The sequence below is a fragment of the Pseudoalteromonas sp. T1lg21 genome (assembly GCF_002964625.1).
Classification (GTDB): Bacteria; Pseudomonadota; Gammaproteobacteria; order Enterobacterales; family Alteromonadaceae; genus Pseudoalteromonas; species Pseudoalteromonas gelatinilytica.
In genome coordinates this window covers 39,109-59,140 of the sequence record NZ_PQBX01000060.1, presented here as the reverse complement: position 1 = coordinate 59,140, position 20,032 = coordinate 39,109, and the positions used below count along the sequence as shown (strand labels likewise).

19 protein-coding genes and 1 pseudogene are annotated in these 20,032 nt (G+C 41.2%); 6 read left to right on the top strand and 14 right to left on the bottom strand.

The annotated features are described in order from the left end of the window. Positions 1-396: pseudogene (locus C2M25_RS22035) on the bottom strand (transposase); the annotation flags it as partial. Between the two features lie 245 nt (positions 397-641). Between C2M25_RS22035 and C2M25_RS14145 the strand changes: the two are divergent. Then, positions 642-1,991, top strand: a complete 1,350-nt coding sequence (locus tag C2M25_RS14145) for an alpha-L-fucosidase (protein WP_158679729.1) — start codon at positions 642-644, stop codon at positions 1,989-1,991. A gap of 125 nt (positions 1,992-2,116) precedes the next feature. Here C2M25_RS14145 and nqrM read toward each other — a convergent pair whose 3' ends face one another. From nqrM to C2M25_RS14085, 11 genes are all read right to left on the bottom strand, one after another. Further along, positions 2,117-2,329 carry a (Na+)-NQR maturation NqrM gene (gene nqrM, locus C2M25_RS14140; protein ID WP_036966498.1) on the bottom strand — a complete coding sequence of 71 codons (213 nt, stop codon included), beginning with the start codon at positions 2,327-2,329 and terminating at the stop codon, positions 2,117-2,119. A gap of 340 nt (positions 2,330-2,669) precedes the next feature. Beyond that, positions 2,670-3,701 (bottom strand): FAD:protein FMN transferase, encoded by a 1,032-nt coding sequence (locus tag C2M25_RS14130; RefSeq protein WP_063706301.1) that lies wholly within the window; start codon positions 3,699-3,701, stop codon positions 2,670-2,672. Positions 3,702-3,813: 112 nt separating this feature from the next. Continuing rightward, positions 3,814-5,040: an NADH:ubiquinone reductase (Na(+)-transporting) subunit F gene (gene nqrF / locus C2M25_RS14125; protein ID WP_105175303.1), complete on the bottom strand. Its 1,227-nt coding sequence runs from the start codon at positions 5,038-5,040 to the stop codon at positions 3,814-3,816. A 19-nt stretch (positions 5,041-5,059) separates the two neighbouring features. Continuing rightward, entirely contained in the window at positions 5,060-5,668 is a 609-nt protein-coding gene (nqrE, locus tag C2M25_RS14120; RefSeq protein ID WP_016708692.1) for an NADH:ubiquinone reductase (Na(+)-transporting) subunit E, read from the bottom strand. 10 nt (positions 5,669-5,678) lie between these two features. Next, positions 5,679-6,311, bottom strand: coding sequence for an NADH:ubiquinone reductase (Na(+)-transporting) subunit D (locus C2M25_RS14115; protein WP_063706298.1), 633 nt, complete (start codon positions 6,309-6,311; stop codon positions 5,679-5,681). Then, entirely contained in the window at positions 6,311-7,063 is a 753-nt protein-coding gene (locus tag C2M25_RS14110) for a Na(+)-translocating NADH-quinone reductase subunit C (protein ID WP_063706297.1), read from the bottom strand. Before C2M25_RS14110 ends, C2M25_RS14115 begins: the two co-directional genes overlap by 1 nt. Then, entirely contained in the window at positions 7,056-8,258 is a 1,203-nt protein-coding gene (locus C2M25_RS14105; protein ID WP_063706296.1) for an NADH:ubiquinone reductase (Na(+)-transporting) subunit B, read from the bottom strand. Before C2M25_RS14105 ends, C2M25_RS14110 begins: the two co-directional genes overlap by 8 nt. Positions 8,259-8,262: 4 nt before the next feature. Continuing rightward, positions 8,263-9,606: a Na(+)-translocating NADH-quinone reductase subunit A gene (locus tag C2M25_RS14100; RefSeq protein WP_063707181.1), complete on the bottom strand. Its 1,344-nt coding sequence runs from the start codon at positions 9,604-9,606 to the stop codon at positions 8,263-8,265. 348 nt (positions 9,607-9,954) lie between these two features. Then, entirely contained in the window at positions 9,955-11,148 is a 1,194-nt protein-coding gene (fabV, locus tag C2M25_RS14095; protein WP_105181392.1) for an enoyl-ACP reductase FabV, read from the bottom strand. A gap of 177 nt (positions 11,149-11,325) precedes the next feature. Then, positions 11,326-11,637, bottom strand: coding sequence for a BolA family protein (locus C2M25_RS14090; protein WP_054554277.1), 312 nt, complete (start codon positions 11,635-11,637; stop codon positions 11,326-11,328). A 72-nt stretch (positions 11,638-11,709) separates the two neighbouring features. Then, positions 11,710-12,297, bottom strand: a complete 588-nt coding sequence (locus C2M25_RS14085) for an alpha-ketoglutarate-dependent dioxygenase AlkB family protein (protein WP_105181391.1) — start codon at positions 12,295-12,297, stop codon at positions 11,710-11,712. A gap of 41 nt (positions 12,298-12,338) precedes the next feature. Here C2M25_RS14085 and C2M25_RS14080 point away from each other — a divergent pair, with 41 nt between their 5' ends. The 4 genes from C2M25_RS14080 to C2M25_RS14065 are packed head-to-tail and all read left to right on the top strand — an operon-like array spanning position 12,339 to position 16,073. Continuing rightward, positions 12,339-13,472 (top strand): methyltransferase, encoded by a 1,134-nt coding sequence (locus tag C2M25_RS14080; RefSeq protein ID WP_105175306.1) that lies wholly within the window; start codon positions 12,339-12,341, stop codon positions 13,470-13,472. Between the two features lie 13 nt (positions 13,473-13,485). Further along, positions 13,486-14,037: a YajG family lipoprotein gene (locus C2M25_RS14075; RefSeq protein ID WP_105175307.1), complete on the top strand. Its 552-nt coding sequence runs from the start codon at positions 13,486-13,488 to the stop codon at positions 14,035-14,037. 2 nt (positions 14,038-14,039) lie between these two features. Next, the gene (locus C2M25_RS14070) at positions 14,040-14,657 is read left to right on the top strand and encodes a peptidylprolyl isomerase (RefSeq protein WP_063706285.1); all 618 of its coding nucleotides are present in this window, start codon (positions 14,040-14,042) and stop codon (positions 14,655-14,657) included. Positions 14,658-14,693: 36 nt separating this feature from the next. Further along, entirely contained in the window at positions 14,694-16,073 is a 1,380-nt protein-coding gene (locus C2M25_RS14065) for an AmpG family muropeptide MFS transporter (RefSeq protein WP_063706283.1), read from the top strand. A 118-nt stretch (positions 16,074-16,191) separates the two neighbouring features. Here the strand turns inward: C2M25_RS14065 and C2M25_RS14060 are convergent, their stop codons facing one another. Continuing rightward, on the bottom strand, positions 16,192-16,431 hold the full coding sequence (locus tag C2M25_RS14060; RefSeq protein ID WP_054562310.1) for a helix-turn-helix domain-containing protein: 240 nt from the start codon (positions 16,429-16,431) through the stop codon (positions 16,192-16,194). Positions 16,432-16,742: 311 nt separating this feature from the next. Here C2M25_RS14060 and C2M25_RS21860 point away from each other — a divergent pair, with 311 nt between their 5' ends. Beyond that, complete coding sequence (locus C2M25_RS21860) at positions 16,743-16,916, top strand: hypothetical protein (RefSeq protein ID WP_165385093.1); 174 nt, start codon at positions 16,743-16,745, stop codon at positions 16,914-16,916. Positions 16,917-16,955: 39 nt separating this feature from the next. Here C2M25_RS21860 and C2M25_RS14055 read toward each other — a convergent pair whose 3' ends face one another. Then, positions 16,956-20,030: an efflux RND transporter permease subunit gene (locus C2M25_RS14055; protein ID WP_105181390.1), complete on the bottom strand. Its 3,075-nt coding sequence runs from the start codon at positions 20,028-20,030 to the stop codon at positions 16,956-16,958. Between the last annotated feature and the right edge of the window lie 2 nt (positions 20,031-20,032).

Below are 20,032 nucleotides of genomic sequence, written 5' to 3'. Positions count from 1 at the left end.
GCGCGCTCTGTATTCAGTAACCTCTTTATTTAAGAAGACTTGTTGGCCGTCACTTAACGGCTGACCATGAAGGAATTTTTGACCTAAAGGTGTTGCTTTACTGAGCTTAAACCAACGCAAGAGAATGGCCTTATCAGATAACCTATTTGCTTTTTTATCATCAACATAAAGCACAACATGAGTATGGTTACTCATCACCGCATAAGCGCACACATCAATACAAAACACTTTTGCAAGAAAAAGTAGGCGTTCTTCAACCCACCCTCGACGGTGTTCATATGATTTACCTGTGAGTGCGTCTTCACCACAAAGATAAGCGCGTCTAACACAACGGGAAACACAATGGTAATACTTGGTGTTCGACAAACAGATTTGCCGCTTCCTTGCTAAAGCCATCGTCCACTCCTTGAACTGATAATTTGAAATGCATTAGCTGTAACTAAAGTGTAGACAAAATCTGTTTTGCCGCAATAATAACTGAACCGTTAAAAGTGACTGTCCGTGTAAATGAGTTTTACTTTTAACATCGTATTCCTTTGTTTCTGCATATATAAAATTTTCGAATATGCATAATTGCTTTACTTTTCGCTCAATGATTTCCTGCTACTTTTAAGTAAAGAATCTAGTTTATGAGGTATAAAGTGAGTACATTTAATTGCGTACTGATCAACCTATTACTTGTTTTTTCGGGCCTTGGGCACGCTGGAACCGGGGTTGCAATTGACCCAGATAAAGTACAAGCCTACACACCCGCTCCTGAAAACATAAAAGCCCGAGAACGTTTTCAAGATAATAAGTTTGGTATCTTTTTACACTGGGGACTGTATAGTCAACTTGGTGGTGTAGGAAGCCCGTATGGAGCCGAGTGGATCATGGAAGACTTACGAATTTCGGGGCCCAAGTATCAACGTTTAGCTGAATTTTTTAACCCAACAGGCTTCGATGCAGAACAGTGGGTTAAGGCGTTTAAAGATGCTGGAGCAAAGTATATTGTTATTACTTCAAAGCATCATGATGGGTTTTCCATGTACGACAGTAAAGTTTCTAATTTTGATATTGTCGATAGTACACCTTATAAAAAAGATCCTATCAAAGAGCTCGCTAACTCGGCTCAAAAACATGGTTTACAACTTTTCTTTTATTATTCACAACTTGATTGGCATCACCCAGATTACTATCCATGGGGTCGAACAGGCCATTACACCAAACGAGAAAAAAGTGGTGATTGGGCAAAATACCTGCAATTTCAAGATGCACAACTAAAAGAGCTTTTAACTCAATATGGGCCAATTGGTGGTATTTGGTTTGATGGTTGGTGGGATCAAGAAGACTCCCACAATTGGGATAACTGGCAACTACAACGCACTTATAAAATGATCCATGAACTACAGCCTGCAACCTTAATCGTAAATAACCACCACAGATTCACTGTTCCAGGTGAGGATTATCAGGGCTTTGAACAACAGCTTCCTACTAATCAAGAACGGTTAGGTAAATTACCATTAGAAATGGCACAAACAATGAACGGTAGCTGGGGATTCAGTTTAACTGATGATAATTACAAAACGACTAAAGAGCTCGTGCAAACCTTAGTAAGTGCCGCTGGAAGAAACGCTAATTATTTACTTAATACAGGCCCAATGCCAAACGGTAAAATCCAACCAGAAAACCTAAAAACCTTTGCCGAAATTGGTCAGTGGCTAAAGGTGTTCGGTAAGAGTATATACGGCACTCGAGGCGGCCCTATTTCCCCGCAAAACTGGGGAGTGAGCACTCATAATAATGAGAGTATTTTTATTCATATACTCAACTGGCAAGCAGATACATTAAGTATAGAACTTGCAACTCCTATCAAGTCTGCAACAAATTTAAAGACCTCAAAACCTATTAACTTTAAACAAGTTGAAGGTGTTATTACGTTAGAAAATTTGACGTTTGATAATGAAGAGTACGTTCAGGTCATTGAGCTAACGTTAAAACCAAATGATTAGCCGCTAAAAAGTTAAAAGTCTCGGTTTAAAAATAAAGATGACTGTCCACATAAAACATATTTAACAGTGACTGTCCTTGTAAAATTTAGGTATTAAAAAAGCGCCTTTGGGCGCTTTTTTTGTGGTTAAAGAATTTGATTCTCTTTCCAGGCTTGTTCTTTTGCCATGCGCTTTTTACGCTTGTCACATGGGTCGTCACAGTCGCAGGCTTTGTCAATTCCAACAGCGCCTAAGCCACCACAACTACTGGCCATAGATTTCTTTTGCACAATCATGCCGACAGCCATCGCTGCCACAATTAAAATAAGTAGACCAAATGTTAGAAGAAAAAGTGACATTGCTTTGCCCCTATCGTCAGCAATTAAATCAAGCCCAATGTATTGGGCTGCATGTATTATATACCCAAACCACCCCAAGGTGCGAGTTTCAGTTGGAATTAAAAGTGATTTAGGCAAGGCATTGATTGCAAGCAATAGTGGTTCTATTGTTAAAATCAATAACGCAGTATAAATCGCTTTTAAACCAACCTTTTGGGTGCTTCACAGGCGCTTACTCTCATCGTTGTTACTTCTTAAAAGGGACTGCCATTTTGCAAAGTAACGCCTTGATATTAAGCACCTGTGAAACGCTGAATTCTGCATCTTGGGGCGGCTTGGGTATACACTGCTTCTTGCCCTGCTACAAATAAGGTTTAAAAGCGGGGCTAGAATATGTCACTAAGCCATTGTCAGACTTACCAATTAAATACACAGGCAAATCGTGCTCTTCTGCGTATTTCTGCGCACGCTCCATGCCCATCACAGTTAGTGCGGTAGCTAAACCATCGGCTGTCATTGCTGATGGGCTTAATACAGTTACAGATACTAAATCATGACGACTCGGCATGCCTGTCATTGGATCAATTAAGTGGCTATATGTTACACCATCCATTTCGTAAAAAATTCGGTAATCACCCGATGTCGCAATACCATTGGTACCTGGTTCAATTACCTTATGTACTTTACGAACACCTGGCTCAGCATCTGGCTGTTCAATTGCAATTTTCCACGTGATGTTGTCTGGCTTAATACCCGATACACGTAGCTCACCACCAATCTCAACCATATAATTAGTCAGGCCATGGCTTTCAATTACTTCTGCTACTTTATCAATACCATAACCTTTAGCTGTTGCAGAAAATGACAGCTCTAAACCATCAATTGTTTTCATCAAACCCGCATCAGTAAGTTTAAGCTTATCAACGCCAATTTTAGCAACCATTGCAGCCAACTCTTCATCCGTTGGGCGCTTAGTTGGCTTTTTATCTGGACCAAAGCCCCACAAGTCAATTAGGGGCCCCATAGTGACATCTAACGTTTTTGTTGATTCACCAAGGCGGATTGATTCAGCTACCACATTTCTAAAATCAGCACTAATTGGCATCACCTGCCCTGCTGGTAGTTGATTAAACTGGTTAATTTCTGAATCAGGAATGTAAGTCGACATTGATTGGTTTACATCTTTAAGCACTTGCTTAATTTCAGGATGTAAATCAACACCTGCAAGTTGCGATGGCTCTGCATACACCTTTATATGATAGGTAGTCCCCATAGTCTTACCTTCAAAATAAAGCTCTTCGGCCTTATCAGCTTGACTGCAGCCAGCCATGAGTAAAGTCATAGTTAGTAGGAAAAAGGCCATCAAGCCTTGGCGATAAAACACTCTATTCATAGCATTCACCTTTTGGATACCACACAATTAGGTATAGAAATAAAAAAGCCTCGTAACACTGAGTGCTACGAGGCCTGTATTCTAACCAAAACTTATTGTTTTGTGTATGGTGTTAGCCACCGAAGTCATCTAATAAGATGTTTTCGTCTTCTACACCAAGATCTTTTAGCATGTTGATAACAGCCGCGTTCATCATTGGAGGACCACACATGTAGAACTCACAATCTTCAGGCGCTTCATGATCTTTCAAGTAGTTTTCATAAAGTACGTTATGGATGAAGCCTGTGTAACCTTCCCAGTTATCTTCTGGTTGTGGATCAGACAGTGCTGTGTGCCATACGAAGTTATCGTTTTCTGCAGCTAAGCCATCAAAATCTTCTACGTAGAACATTTCGCGCTTAGAACGTGCACCATACCAGAAACTCATCTTACGCTTAGATTTTAAACGCTTAAGTTGGTCAAAGATATGTGAACGCATTGGTGCCATACCTGCACCACCACCTACGAATACCATTTCCGCATCAGTGTCTTTCGCGAAGAATTCACCGAATGGACCAGAAATAGTCACTTTATCACCTGCTTTAAGTGACCAAATGTACGAAGACATTTTACCACATGGCAGGCTTAGGTCTCTTGGCGGCGGCGTAGCGATACGCACGTTAAGCATGATGATGCCTTCTTCTTCTGGGTAGTTAGCCATAGAGTATGCACGAATTGTTTCGTCATCTACTTTAGACTCCAGATTGAAGAAACCGAAGTGGTTCCAGTCGCCACGATACTCTTCAGGAATATCGTAATCAGCGTATTTAACGTGGTGAGCTGGTGCTTCAATTTGAATATAACCACCTGCACGGAACGGTACTGATTCGCCATCAGGGATACCAAGCTTAAGTTCTTTGATGAACGTTGCTTTGTTATCGTTAGAGATAACTGTACATTCCCACTTCTTAACACCGAAAATTGACTCTTCAAGTTCAATTTCCATGTCGTTTTTAACATTTACCTGACACGCTAAACGACAGCCTTCACGAGCTTCACCTTTAGAGATGTGATCAAGTTCTGTTGGTAAGATATCACCGCCACCTGAATGAATGTGTACACGACACTGACCACAAGAGCCACCGCCACCACACGCAGATGAAACGAAGATACCTGAATCAGCTAGTGCACCTAAAAGCTTGCTACCTGCTGATGTTGTAATAGCTTTTTCTGGGTCGCCATTAATACCGATGGTGATATCGCCGCTTGCTACTAATTTAGATTTAGCACCAATGATAACTAAAACTAAAATAACAACGATAGCGATGAAAACACCAACACCTAAGAAAATCTCATTCATGATTTATCCTCGCTACCTATTAAAGTGAAATACCAGAGAATGACATAAAGCCAAGACCCATAAGACCAACAGTGATGAAAGTAATACCTAAACCACGTAAGCCATCAGGAACGTCTGAGTACTTCATTTTTTCACGGATACCAGCAAGTAAAGTAATTGCTAGTGCCCAGCCCACACCTGAACCGATACCATAAACAACAGACTCGCCGAAGTTATAGTTACGCTCAACCATGAAAGATACCGCACCGAAGATCGCACAGTTAACTGTGATCAGTGGTAAGAAGATACCTAACGCGTTGTAAAGTGCAGGGAAGAACTTATCTAATGCCATTTCAAGAATTTGTACAAGTGCTGCAATAACACCGATGAAAGTCAAGAAACGTAAGAAGCTAAGGTCTGCCTCTGGGTAGCCAAGCCACTCTAATGCACCTGGTGCAAGAACAGCGTGATAAACCAAGTTATTTACTGGTACTGAGATACCTAGTACCACGATAACTGCCACACCTAGGCCGATTGACGTAGTTACTTTCTTTGATACCGCAAGGAAAGTACACATACCTAGGAAGAAGGCTAAAGCTAAGTTTTCGATGAAAACCGCTTTTACAAATAAACTAATATAATGTTCCACTGCTCGCCCCTTACGCTTTTGCTTCTACTTGGTCTTTCTTCACGGTACGAAGTACCCAGATGAATAAACCAATAATGAAGAACGCACTCGGTGGTAAAATCAATAGACCCATTGGTTGATACCAGCCACCGTTTTGTACTAGTGGAATAATATCAACACCGAATAGTGAACCTTTACCGAATAACTCACGGATGAAACCAACAGTTAATAGAACTACTGAGTAGCCTAAACCGTTACCAATACCGTCTAAGAAAGACATTACTGGTGGTGACTTCATTGCGTATGCTTCAGCACGACCCATTACGATACAGTTTGTAATGATTAGACCAACGAATACAGAAAGCTCTTTTGCCGTAGCGTAAGAGAATGCTTGTAGTACTTGGTCAACAACGATTACTAGTGATGCGATGATCGTCATTTGCACGATGATACGTACAGATGAAGGGATCTGGTTACGAATACACGAGATAAAGAAGCTAGAAAACGCAGTTACTAGTGTCAATGCGATTGACATGATTAGTGCATTTTTTAAGCTTGATGTTACCGCTAGCGCAGAACAAATACCAAGTACTTGTAGTGCGATTGGGTTATTTGCGAATACCGGGCCAAATAGGACCGACTTCATTTCTTTAGTATCAGCCATTATTTCAACGCTCCTTCACGTACTTTCGCAAGGAATGGACCAAAGCCATGCTCGCCAGTCCAGAAGTCAACTGTGTGATCAACACCGTTTGAAGTTAATGTTGCACCAGAAAGACCATCGATTTGATGTTCGTTCTTCGCACCGCTCTTCATGATATTGATTGGTAACTCTTTACCTTGCCATTTAGCAGTCCACTGTGGATTTTGGATTTCACCACCTAGACCTGGCGTTTCGTTGTGCTTGTAGAAATTGATGTTTTTAACAGTTTCAGCATCGCTTTCAAGCGCTAGGAAACCATACATTACACCCCAAAGGCCGTAACCTTGGATAGGTAGAATGATTGCGTCAATAGAACCATCTTCTTTTTTCGAGATGTATACAGGCGAGTTTTTAGTCATACGCTGAATACCAGCGATATCTTTAATACCCTCTGCTTTTAACGCGAAGCTGATGCTTTGATCGAACTTGCTTTTCTCGAAATCAAATGAGTTAGGATCAACACCTTCAACAAACTCACCTGTGTTCATGTCTACAACGCGAGCTTCGATTTTTGAGTTGAATGTATCAGATACAGAACCTGATACTGCAACACCTGCAGCCGCTAAGATATTACGTTGAATATCTTGTGTTTTGTTAGCTTGCTGTAAAGGACGAAGCTGAACTGAAGCAAACGATACGATGACTGCACACACTAAACATAGTGCAACAACAACGGATAGCGTTTTGCCGATTGATTCGTTATTACTAGACATTACGTGCCAACCTCCGCTTGATATTAGCTTGCACTACAAAGTGATCGAATAATGGTGCAAATAAGTTAGCAAATAAGATTGCTAGCATCATACCTTCTGGGAATGCCGGGTTAACAACACGGATCATTACAACCATAAAGCCGATTAACGCACCGTAAGCGAACTTGCCTTTGTCAGTGAATGATGCAGATACTGGGTCTGTTGCCATGAAGAACATACCAAATGCAAAACCACCAAGCACTAAGTGCCAGTGCCAAGGCATAGCAAATACTGCGTTAGTTTCAGAACCAACTGTATTTAGTAAGAATGCCGTTGCAACCATACCTAGGAATACACCTAGTACGATACGCCAAGAAGCGATACGCACATAAATTAGGAATAAACCACCGATTAATAGTGCTAGTGTTGACGTTTCACCGACAGAACCTTGAATGAAACCGTAGAACGCATTCCACCATAGTTCCATGTTGTTGTAATCAAGTGAACCAACCACTGCTTGACCAAGCATAGTTGCACCAGAGAATGAATCTACTGCAGTCCATACTGTGTCACCTGAAATTTGCGCTGGGTATGCGAAGAATAAGAACGCACGACCGGCAAGAGCAGGGTTAAGGAAGTTACGACCTGTACCACCAAAGATTTCTTTAGCGATTACAACACCAAACGTAATACCTAGTGCAACTTGCCATAAAGGAATCGTTGCAGGCAGGATTAGTGCGAATAATACAGATGTTACGAAGAAACCTTCATTTACTTCGTGCTTACGCACTGAAGCAAATAGTACTTCCCAGAAACCACCTACAGCAAACGTTACTGCATAGATAGGTAGGAAGAAGCAGGCACCGTAAAACATTTTCGCGCCCCAACCAGATTCAGCAGTTAATTCACCACCGAATAATTGGAACAGACCAACTTGCCATGTGTTTGCTAGTTCAAAACCTTGTGCTAAAGCACCTGCGGCCTGATGACCGATGTTGAACATACCAAAGAACATTGCAGGGAACGTCGCCATCCACACTAAAATCATCATACGTTTTAGGTCGATGTTATCGCGAACGTGTGTTTTGCCTTTATTTACGTAACCAGGCGTATAGAAAATAGTCGCTGCAGCTTCGTAAAGCGCATACCATTTTTCGTGTTTACCACCTGGTTCAAAATGCGGCTCAATATCTTCTAGAAATTTCTTTAAACCCATCTCTCTAGCCTTCCTTCTCGATCGTAGTCAAGCAATCGCGTAGGATTGAACCGTACTCGTATTTACCAGGACAAACGAAGGTACATAATGCTAAATCTTCTTCGTCAAGCTCTAGCGCACCTAACGCAATTGCACCATCAAGATCACGTGCGATTAAATCACGTAATAATAGTGTAGGTAGGATGTCTAAAGGCATAACACGCTCATAGCTACCAATTGGAACCATGGCACGCTTCGAACCACCTGTTGAAGTCGTCATATTAAATAGACGGCTAGGAGTAAGGTGAGATAAGAAGGTACGTGTTACTGAGAACTTGTTAGCACCTGGTGCAATCCAACCGAATAGCTCTTTTTCGCGACCTTCAAGTAATACAGATACTTGAACATGGTAACGACCTAAGAACGCGTGTGGACCTTGAGAAATAGCGCCTGATAATACAGAACCAGAAATTACACGGTTATCACCGTCTTCTAATTCGCCAGCAACTAAATCATCTAAAGATGCACCTAGCTGAGTTTTCACTAAGCGTGGGTTTTTAACACGAGGACCAGCAAGCGAAACTACACGGTCAGTGAAGATTTCACCTGTCAGGAATAAATTACCAAACGCGATTACGTCTTGGTAACCTAAGTGCCAAACCTGCTTACTTGCAGAAACTGGGTCTAAGTTATGAATGTGTGTACCAACAAGACCTGCCGGATGCTTGCCACCAAACTCATGTACTTCTACTTGAGGGATTGATGAGCTAGGCACTTGGCTACCTGCTTGTTTACAAACAAATACTTTGCCGTCAGTTAAACGAGATACCACAGCTAAACCAGCTTCAAATGCTTGAGTGTTCTCAGCAATGATTACTGCAGGATCTGCAGCTAGCGGGTTAGTGTCGATAGCCGTCACAAAGATAGAGCTAGGATTTGCATCCAAAGCAGCTACTCTGCTAAATGGGCGAGCACGTAGTGCTGTCCATTGACCTGACTGAACTAGTACTTCTTTCACTTTTTCACGGTCTAAGCTCGAAAGCTCGTCGGCCTTGAAAGAGTCAAAGGTGATTTGCTCACTGCCATTAACTTCAATAACAACAGATTGCAGCACACGTTTAGCACCACGATTGATTTCTTTAACTACCCCAGAAGCTGGTGCAGTAAATAAGACGCCTGGGTTCTTTTTGTCTTCAAAAAGTACCTGGCCTTTTTTGACTTGGTCATCCACGCGAACATGCATGGTTGGACGCATACCAATATATTCTTCACCTAGCACAGCTACACGTTTGACGGCAGAACCATCATGAATAACTTGCTGAGGTGCGCCCTCTATCGGTAAATCCAGACCTTTTTTTATGTTGATCATACGCACTTGCATTACATTAACGGAAAGAAACTGAAAAATCGTACCAACCACGTCGCTATTTGATATGCTCAAGTCACATTCTAAGTATCAAAGAACAGCTTGTTGAACACCCCAAACAAGCAACGCGGTAAACTCCTCACATATATTACCCGAATTTTAACATCAATCAGGGTGACTATGCGAGAGCAAATATTAAATTTATACGACAGATGTGGTTATTTAGACTGCAAAAACCGTTTGAATAAAATTCAATATAGACCAAAGTGCTATTGATGCAGATTTATTTTCATCCAGAAACAAAAAAGTCGCTTAAAAAAGCGACTTTTTAAAAATAAATTTGTTCAGCGATTAATCGATAAGCTGTGAAATCGCAACATCAGGATTCACATCTTGCTCGTAATCTACACTGTCGATACCAAAACCAAATAAACGTAAAAACTCATTGTGGTAACCCACGTAATCCGTTAATTCGTCAATCGTATCTGTATCTACTGTATCCCAAACATGTTGCACACGAGCTTGAACATCATCTTCTAACTCTTTGTAGTTTTGGAATAAGTGACCACCTTCGTCAAAACGTGGGGTCTCGCCGTAAAGGTTTTCAGTAAATAACGCATGAATTTGCTCAATGGTACCTTCGTATGTGCCGTCTGCTTTCATTACTTTGAATAAAGCAGAGATATATAAAGGCATAATTGGAATTGCCGAGCTTGCTTGTGTCACAACCGCATTTAATGAAGAAACATACGCTTCGCCATTTAAGTCTTTTGTAGACTCTTTGATTGCTTGCGTTGCACGGTCAAGGTCTTCTTTCGCTTTACCAATTGTCGCATGACCGTAAATTGGCCATGTTAATTCTTTACCGATATAGGTGTAAGCGGTTGTTTTGAAGTTATCAGCGAGTACATCCGCTTCTTTTAATGCGTCAATCCACATTTCCCAATCTTCACCGCCCATTACTTTAATTGTATTGTCGATGTCTTCTTGGCTTGCTGCTTCAACGGTTACTTCATCAATCACGCGCTTTGAAGTATTTAAGTTCTTCGTGGTGATATCAGAGCCAATTGGCTTAAGCGTAGATGAGTAAGTTTCGCCTGTATTTGGATCAGTACGACGAGGAGACGCAAGGCTGTAGATAACTAAATCAATTTTACCTAAATCAGCTTTGATAGTATCAATTGCTTTTTGCTTGATTTCGTTAGAAAACGCATCGCCATTGATATTTTTAGACCATAAACCAGCTTCTTCAGCCGCTGCTTGGAAAGCCGCAGTATTGTACCAACCTGCAGAACCTGTTTTACGTTCGCTACCTTCTTTTTCAAAGAAAATACCTAACGTTTTAGCACCGCCACCAAATGCAGCCGTGATACGTGATGCTAGGCCGTAACCTGTAGACGCACCAATCACTAATACATTCTTAGGTGCATTGCTCAGTGGTCCTTGCGCTTTCACATAATTAATTTGTTCTTGTACGTGCTCAGCACACCCTACTGGATGCGCGTTAGTGCAGATAAATCCACGAATTTTAGGCTTAATGACCATTGATCATCCTATATCTATCACAATAAAAATTAGCGCTAGTTTAAAGGCTAATAGTTAAAATACAGGTCTGATCAGTAAAACTTTTCAGACCCACTTAAATCTTTCGAGCTTAAAACCCCAAATGACAAGCCGTTTAGAGTGACTGTCCTTCTAACTTTGGGTGACTGTCCCGCTAAGTTAGTCGAACTTTGAACCACCTAAGCATTTTGGTGATTCAGGTGCCTGTCCATGTTGTTCACTGAACTCTTCTGGAGTAAATGTGTGAATCGCTAATGCATGAATGTGGTTTGCTAATTCATCTTTTAATAGTTCATTAATTTGACGGTGACGGGCAAGTAAACGTTTACCTGCAAATTCTTCACTCACAACCACCACTTTGAAATGCGATTCAGTTCCACGGCTATGCATATGGCTTTCATTGACAACATTCAGGTGTTTACATTCGATACCCGCAGCAAGCTTTTGCTCTATTTGTTGTTGCATTGACATGTGTCATAGACCTTTAATAAGAAAATAATGCCAGCTACTATATCAAGGGCATGAGTCATTTTGCCAATGATTTTATATGATTGAACGAAAGGTAAGGTTAATTCGAGGGTGTTTGAGTCTTTGCTGCTTTGGCAAACTATGCTGGTAATCACGCTGGCTAAAACCATTCATGATTAAACAGCTGCCACTTTGCAGCACAATGCTATGTTGTTCATTATTATGTTTGTGTTTTATTTTAAAAACGCGTTCAGCACCAAGTGAAACTGAAGCGATAGTTGGTTGCTCACCAAGTTCTTTCTCATCGTCACTATGCCAGCCCATACAATCATGACCATCTCGATACAAATTAACTAAAAGCGCATTAAATGGTATCTGCAAAGTTCTTGATAAGCGTATACGCATGGCATCAAGCACCTCTGGCCAAGGCTCAACGATTAACTGTGAACCCGAATAACCATAATTTACGTCCTGATCAGCAATAAAGCATTGCAAACGCGGGATCACATGGCTTTTTCCATATACCTTTATACTTGGTTGCTGCCAATTAAGATGCTGCTGAAGATAGTAAAATAACTCGAGGCTTTTTTGTGCGCTCAATGTATTAGCTTGGTAAGAAAACCCATCAGGCAAATGATTAGGGTTGGCGTTTGGCTGTTGCATGTTAGAATTTACCTATACATTAATACTTTCGTAAAATCATGATGACCACCCAAGCACAGCTCGGTGATAACACCTATACACTAGAACGCTTTCCGTTAGATCAAAAAAATCGCAGTCTTCAAGCGTGGGACTCAGGCGATGAGTACCTTATCGATTACGTACAAGAGCACTATCCAAACGCAAATTCAATTCTAATACTCAATGATAGCTTTGGCGCCCTAGCCTGTGCTTTTAATACATTAACAGTTTATTCAGTTAATGACTCGTATATTGCTCATCAAGCTACCCGTTATAATTTACAGGCCAATGAGTTATCGACAGATTCTTTAACGCAACTGGACTCATTAGCAGCATTACCTAATCAGGTTGATTTAGTGATATTAAAAGTGCCACGCAATTTAGGCTACTTGCAGCATCAACTTGCTGCAATCAGTACTGCTTTACCTGCAGACATCGACGTCATTGCAGGGGGTAAAACGAAAGATATTCATAACTCAACAATTAAGGCTTTTACTCAGTATATTGGGGAAACATCAACGAGTTTAGCCGTTAAAAAATCTCGATTAATCATTAGCAAAACAAGTAACCTTGATAAAAAAGCCCCTTTCCCAGTTAACTGGCCGCTTGAAGGCAGTGAGTTTGAAATTCAAAATCATGCCAATGTATTTTCTCGTGACTCATTAGATATTGGCGCGCGTTTTTTCTTTAACTATTTGCCACAAACAAGTAAAGCTCGCAGCATTATTGATTTAGGCTGTGGTAATGGTGTTGTTGGCTTGATGACTCTCAAACGTTGCCCTAAAGCCCATGTAACCTTCGTTGATGAATCGTATATGGCCGTTGAATCAGCCAAATTAAACGTCACGCACAATCTACCAGAGCAATTAGACCAGTGTGAGTTTGTCCAAAATGATTGCTTAACCGATTTCCAACCTAATTGTGTTGACCTTGTTTTATGTAACCCGCCATTCCACCAAGCGCAAGCGGTCACCGATCATATTGCTTGGCAAATGTTCAAGCAGGCGAAACACACATTAAAGCACGGTGGTGAATTAAGAATTATTGGTAATCGTCATCTAGACTATCATGAAAAGTTAAAACGCATGTTCGGCAATTGTAAGCTATTAGGGTCTAACAAAAAATTTGTCGTATTGAGTGCAACAAAGAATAATTAATGGAGCTAACTAAATGAAAAAACTACTACCTTTATGTGCGGTACTTGCGCTTGCGGCGTGTAGCAACCAACCAAATCAATTAATATTGAATCCGGTTTATCAAGGCGGGAAAATTTCAAATCTTAGTACCAGTGTAAGTACTAGCGTAATTGATTTACGTGGCGACAATGTAACTCTGAAAATCATTGAATCAGATAAAACTAAAACGCTTGCCAGCCCTGGAATTACTGACTCTGTGAAAAGTGCCTTAGACAGTGCGTTAAGCCGTAATGGTGCAAATATATCTAACCTTGCCACAACGCGATTTGAATTAGATATTCACCAGTTGCAAGCTGTGGTTACTGAAAAAATGATGACACATACAAGCGATGCAACGATTGAGTTAGGCTTAAGAGTGATCAGAAACTCAAGCACTTTCAGCAAAGTATACCGAGGTAATGCCAACCTTGAAGGGCCACTTAGTCATGACCGTGCAAAAATAGAAGGTCAGCTGAATAAGTTGACTGAGCAAATAATTACCCGCATTGTATCTGACCCAGAATTAATCGCCTATTTAGAAGGTTAACTATGAAGCGTATTTTTTTACTCAGTTTTATTTTGCTTTTTGCTCACAGTTCATTCGCAGCGACAGAGGGTAAATTCATTCAAAAAGATAACATGTTTCCTCGCGTAGAAATTGTCACGACCCTTGGCAGTATTGTGGTCGAAATGGATCGTTCGCGCGCACCTATCACAGTAAATAACTTTTTGACTTACGTTGCTGATGGTAGCTATCAAGGTAGTGTGTTTCACCGTGTTGAACGTGATGAAGACAACGAGCGTGACTTTGTTATTCAAGGCGGTGGTTACGATAAAGACTATGATGGTCTACATGAAAACGACCCGATTTTTAATGAAAGTGGTAACGGTTTAAAAAATGATATGTATAGCATCGCTATGGCATACCAAGACCGCAAACCACACTCGGGTACACGTCAGTTTTTTTTCAACATGGACGACAACGACCATCTTAACCCTGGTCGAGATTGGGGTTTTGCTGTATTCGGTATGGTAATGGATGGCTACGAGACATTAGACAAAATAATGCGTGTAGAAACTGCATTCAACGAAAAAATTGGTTACAGCTTCGTACCCAAAGATCCTGTTGTTATCTTAAACGTAAAAGTGCTTGACGCTAATAAATAATAAATAGGGGCGCATGCCCCTAAAACTGGCAACACTATGACAAAAACCCTTTCTATTTCAGAGTATTTCTCGTACTTCAAAGATAAACGTTTAATCAATATATTTATCTTTGGTATCAGCAGCGGCTTTCCTTGGGTATTGATTGGCTCTGTTATGTCGGCTTGGCTAAAAGATGAAGGGCTAAGCCGCAGCATGATAGGGTTATTTGGCATCGTGTTTGGCGCGTATAGCATTAACTTTTTATGGTCACCGCTTGTTGACCGTGTAAAGTTACCTGTTTTGTTTAACTGGCTTGGCCAGCGCCGTAGCTGGATTTTACTTTGTCAGTCAGTTATTTTTATTGGCACCTTTTCACTTGCAGGGCTCGATATTAAAGCTAACCTCTGGTTTGCTGCCGCGCTGTGTTTAGTTATTGCAATCGCTTCTGCGACTCAAGATATTGCTATTGATGCATTTCGTATTGATACTTTGGCCGAAAATGAAAGCCATAAAGCCACCGCAGCGGCTGCAATGGCCACCTCCGGTTGGTGGAGCGGCTACGCCCTATTGGGTGCCCTGCCATTTTATATGGCTGACATTCCTTCCATTGATTGGCCGCAAGTTTACTTTTTCTTATCTGTAGTGATGCTGCTATTAATGAGCAGCGTATTTTGGGCAAAAGAGCCCGAATCAAATCGCGATGCTGTACAAGCAGAGCTTGAGCAAACCTATCAACAAAAGCTGGCTGGAAGTACGCAGACTCGCTTTGCTAAAGTTATTGCTTGGCTTGCTGTGACCGTTTTTGACCCTTTCAGAACCTTCTTCGCCCGCAATGGCGTAAAAACAGCATTAGCTTTATTAGCCTTTATTTTCTTATTTAAAATCGGTGAAGCGTTTTTAGGGCGAATGTCTATCGTGTTTTATAAAGAAGTGGGCTTTTCAAATAGCGATATTGCGACCTTCTCCAAAGTGGGTACTGCAGTACTCACCATTGCTTTTACTTTTCTAGGAAGCTTATTCAATCAACGCTATGGTATTGTTAAAGGCTTATTTATTAGTGGTATTGCGATGGCAGCCTCAAACTTAGCCTTTGCTTGGATTGCGATTGCAGGTCCTAAACTAAGCTTGTACGCGTTTGCTATTATCGTTGATGGTTTTACTCAAGCTTGGTCACTGGTTGCCATGGTGGCGTTTATATCAATGCTATGCGACAGAGCATTTAGTGCAACCCACTATGCGCTACTTGCTTCGTTAGGTAATTTAGGTAGGACGTTACTTTCAAGCTACAGCGGCGTCGTTATTGATGACTGGTTGGGGGGAAACTGGGCGATGTTCTTTGTACTAACTGCATTGATGGTGATCCCATCACTGGTATTTTTATTCTTAATTCGCCATAAGCTTTATGCGTTAGAAAACAACTATCATCAAAATAATTAACAAATTTGATACGTATGTGATTAAAGTGAGGAAAATGCAAGGGAGGGACTTTAAATAGCGCTTCCTTGCACTATTTGTATTACTTTAAAAGCGGCGTTTCACTTTTAGTAATGAATAATTAAGCGTCTTTAAGTAAGTTAAGACCTTCGTATGGGTCAACTTCTAAAGCATCGCAATAACGCATGAATTCAATTACATCTAAACGACGTTCTTGGTTTTCAATTTTACCAATGAAAGAATGTGGCGTACCTAAAACCTGTGCAAGGCTACGCATTGTGTGACCTTTTTCATGACGCTTAGTTTTAAGCCATTTCGTTAATTTCGAGTTTTCTTCAGAAGAAACTGTTTTACCCATCATAAAATACATCTCCTACTAGATGATTCAAGTTAATAATTTAAGAGTGAAATTTGCCCGTCTCACTCTTGGACACATTATATACTAATAATTTTCAGTTTGAATGATTAATTATACAAATGTCCACCTTTTAGGTATGGACCGTTTTAGTATACAAGTCTAAGTGTAGCTAAAATTAAAGCATGTGCTCTATAGTTAACTGGTTAACTGTACCAAAAAATTGATCAATTGGAAGTCTAACAAGATGAAAGTATCACTTTAAAATCTGCATATTTATGCTTAAAGTGTATGTAAATACTGAAAAAGGTTAAGAAATGTTTCGTATATTATTTTTGTTGCCAATTGTACTATGTGTCGCATGGTACCTATTTTTAAAACAAAATCGTGTACCAATTAAGCAAGGCAAGAAAGGGTTTGTGTATATTTTAATCGCCTCTGCGTTAGTTTTAGGCTTCTTTTTACTGATGATTAAAGTGACCCAACACTAGGGTCACTCATTTTTAATTAATCAGTAACGAATTTACCGATTACCGACGACGGTCTCGCAGCATTAACAAACAAGGCGTAAGTACCAGTGTTAATACTGTGGCAAATGTTAAACCACCCGCAACGGCTGTTGCCAATTGCACCCACCACTGAGTAGATGGCGCACCAAAATCAATATGACGGTTAAATAAGTCAATATTCACTTGCAGTACCATCGGCATTAATCCCAAAATGGTGGTCACAGTCGTTAACAATACTGGCCTTAAACGCTGAGCACCAGTTCGTAAAATCGCATCTTTTGCTGCCAGACCTTGGTTACGTAAAACATTATAAGTATCAATCAGTACTATATTGTTATTAACCACAATACCGGCAAGCGAGATAACCCCAATGCCCGACATCACGATACCAAACGGTTGCTGTAATACGATTAAGCCCAAGAATACACCCACAGTTGAAAACAGCACGGCACTTAAAATCAAAAATGCCTGATAGAAGCTATTAAATTGTGTCACCAAAATGATACCCATCACAAACAGAGCAACCACAAAAGCCTGTTCAAGGAAGGCTTCTGATTCATCTTGATCTTCGGTTTCACCGCGCACTTTAATTTTCACGCGCGGGTCTAACCCTTGCTCTTCTAACTGCGCTTGTAAGCGCGGCAACGCTTTGGCAAGTTGTTCACCCGGCTTCATGTCTGCATTAACGGTTACAACGCGCTGAGAATCAACACGGCGGATAGTATCCACTTTAGGAGCTGCTTGGCGCTCAACAAAATGACTAATTGGCACTTGTCCGTGTATGGTTTTTACACGTAACGTTTCAAGACGCCCTAAATCTCGCTTGTCATGAGGAAAGCGTACGCGAATATCAATCTCGTCATCAACATCATCGGGGCGGTATTCCCCTAGTTTTAAACCATTAGTAATAAGCTGAACATTCGCCCCTAGCATACTGGCATCCGCACCAAAACGAGCCGCATCCGAACGATTCAATTTAAGTTGCCACTCAATGCCCGGTTTTGAAGCACTATCATCAACATTTCGAAACGCGCCATCATTTTCGATGGCTTGCCTTACTCGCTTTGCTTCACTATTAAGCACATCAACAAACCGAGAGCTCAGCTCAATACTTAGCGCTTTACCACCACCGGGGCCATTTTCATCTTTACGAAGTTCAATTTCGACACCGGCATAACTTGCCGTGATTTCGTTAACTTGGCTGATTATATCTTCGGCAGGTGGACGCTCATCCCAGTCTTTTAGATTCATTCTAAACGTGCCTACCTGATCTTTACCGCCAGTACGAGCATACAAAGTTTTAATACCTTCCACTTTTAAAATGCGTGACTCAATGTCTTTCATAATCACGTCTTTTTCAAATATAGATAAGTCACTGTAAGAACGTACTTTGATATTAACGCCATTTGGCTCAACATCAGGAAAGAACTCAACGCCTAGCTTAGAGACAGCAAATGCAAAGAATACCAAAATAGAAAACACGATTGCAGCAGCTAGGCTCCACCAAGGGCGCTCTGTTGCATAATCAAGCACTCGAATATAACGCCCAAGCATCCCTTTGATTTGCGTTAAATCGCCGGACTCTGCTAACTCTAAATCCTGTTTTTGCTGTTCAGAGAGCGGCCGTGACTTTCCTATTAATCCACCAATAGTTGGCACAAACACCAATGCCATAAGTAATGACGCAGACAAGGTGGCAATAAGCGTAATCGGCAAGTATTTCATAAACTCGCCCATCATTCCCGGCCAAAATATCAATGGTGCAAAGGCCGCTAATGTCGTTGCCGTAGAAGCGATGATTGGCCACGCCATGCGCTCAGCAGCCAATTTATAAGCAGCCTTGCGTGGTTTGCCTTCACTCATTGCTCTATCTGCAAACTCACTAACAACAATTGCGCCATCCACCAGCATACCGACAGCCATGATGAGTGCAAAAAGCACCACGATATTCACCGTTAAACCAAACACAGAGATCACTAAAATCCCGGTTAAGAATGAGCCCGGAATGGCAATCCCCACTAAGAAGGCGGTGCGCGCGCCAAGTACCGCCACAATAACGATAACCACCAACAATACAGCAGACAGCACATTATTTTGCAGATCAGAGAGCATCATTTTCACGTCTTTTGACATGTCGCCGGTGTAATCAACTCGTATATGATCAGGCCAAATTTTCTTGGCCTCATTCACCACTTTTTTAACTTGATCGACCGTATCAATAATATTTTCGCCAGCACGTTTTTTTACTTCCAGCGAAACCGCGTGGCGGCCATTAATACGTGCGATTGAGGTTGGGTCTTTATACGCTCGACGAATTTTTGCTACGTCCATAAAACGCACCACCCTATCACCAACGACTTTCACGGGTTGCTCCATCACATCTTGAATTGTCTCAAATACCGATGGGATTTTTACAGCAAAGCGTCCTTTACCAGTATCGAGTGTCCCTGCAGCAACTAAGCGGTTGTTATTTGATAGCAGTTGAATGATGTCACTCGGTTCAAGACCATAAGAAATCATCGCAAGTGGATCGACCTCAATTTCGACCATATCTTCGCGGTCACCACCTACATCAACTTCTAATACGCTAGAAATGCTTTCTAGTTCATCTTTAAGATTACGGGCAATAGTGAGTAAACCTCGCTCTGGCGCATCACCTGACAAGGTTAATGTAATGGTTGGCTGCTCATCTTCCATCAAGATTTCATGAACTTCTGGCTCTTCTGATTCAGAAGGCAGTTTTGCCTTAGCTAAACTAACTTTATCTCGTACATCAGCTAAGGCTTCTTTAGGATCCATACCCGCGATAAACTCAAGGGTCACAGAGGCATGCCCTTCACTTGCCACCGCTGACATTTCTTTTACGCCTTCAATCGAGCGGAGCTCAATCTCCATTGGCCTAACTAATAGCCGCTCAGCATCTTCAGGGGAAATACCGTCATGAATAATCGACACATAAATAAAAGGAATGGTGACATCAGGATTCGCTTCTTTAGGGATGGTTTGATATGTCACCCAGCCCGAGATCAGCAACAAGATGAAAATAGATAAAACTGTACGCGTGTGAGTCAACGACGCTTCGATTAAGTTTTTCATAC

Bases quoted from the DNA above. Each gene is read 5' to 3' on its own strand.
- nqrM (WP_036966498.1), bottom strand. From the start codon at position 2,329: ATGTCACTTTTTCTTCTAACATTTGGTCTACTTATTTTAATTGTGGCA.
- C2M25_RS14130 (WP_063706301.1), bottom strand. From the start codon at position 3,701: ATGAATAGAGTGTTTTATCGCCAAGGCTTGATGGCCTTTTTCCTACTA.
- nqrF (WP_105175303.1), bottom strand. From the start codon at position 5,040: ATGAATGAGATTTTCTTAGGTGTTGGTGTTTTCATCGCTATCGTTGTT.
- C2M25_RS14115 (WP_063706298.1), bottom strand. From the start codon at position 6,311: ATGGCTGATACTAAAGAAATGAAGTCGGTCCTATTTGGCCCGGTATTC.
- C2M25_RS14110 (WP_063706297.1), bottom strand. From the start codon at position 7,063: ATGTCTAGTAATAACGAATCAATCGGCAAAACGCTATCCGTTGTTGTT.
- C2M25_RS14105 (WP_063706296.1), bottom strand. From the start codon at position 8,258: ATGGGTTTAAAGAAATTTCTAGAAGATATTGAGCCGCATTTTGAACCA.
- C2M25_RS14100 (WP_063707181.1), bottom strand. From the start codon at position 9,606: ATGATCAACATAAAAAAAGGTCTGGATTTACCGATAGAGGGCGCACCT.
- fabV (WP_105181392.1), bottom strand. From the start codon at position 11,148: ATGGTCATTAAGCCTAAAATTCGTGGATTTATCTGCACTAACGCGCAT.
- C2M25_RS14090 (WP_054554277.1), bottom strand. From the start codon at position 11,637: ATGTCAATGCAACAACAAATAGAGCAAAAGCTTGCTGCGGGTATCGAA.
- C2M25_RS14085 (WP_105181391.1), bottom strand. From the start codon at position 12,297: ATGCAACAGCCAAACGCCAACCCTAATCATTTGCCTGATGGGTTTTCT.
- C2M25_RS14080 (WP_105175306.1), top strand. From the start codon at position 12,339: ATGACCACCCAAGCACAGCTCGGTGATAACACCTATACACTAGAACGC.
- C2M25_RS14075 (WP_105175307.1), top strand. From the start codon at position 13,486: ATGAAAAAACTACTACCTTTATGTGCGGTACTTGCGCTTGCGGCGTGT.
- C2M25_RS14070 (WP_063706285.1), top strand. From the start codon at position 14,040: ATGAAGCGTATTTTTTTACTCAGTTTTATTTTGCTTTTTGCTCACAGT.
- C2M25_RS14065 (WP_063706283.1), top strand. From the start codon at position 14,694: ATGACAAAAACCCTTTCTATTTCAGAGTATTTCTCGTACTTCAAAGAT.
- C2M25_RS14060 (WP_054562310.1), bottom strand. From the start codon at position 16,431: ATGATGGGTAAAACAGTTTCTTCTGAAGAAAACTCGAAATTAACGAAA.
- C2M25_RS21860 (WP_165385093.1), top strand. From the start codon at position 16,743: ATGTTTCGTATATTATTTTTGTTGCCAATTGTACTATGTGTCGCATGG.
- C2M25_RS14055 (WP_105181390.1), bottom strand. From the start codon at position 20,030: ATGAAAAACTTAATCGAAGCGTCGTTGACTCACACGCGTACAGTTTTA.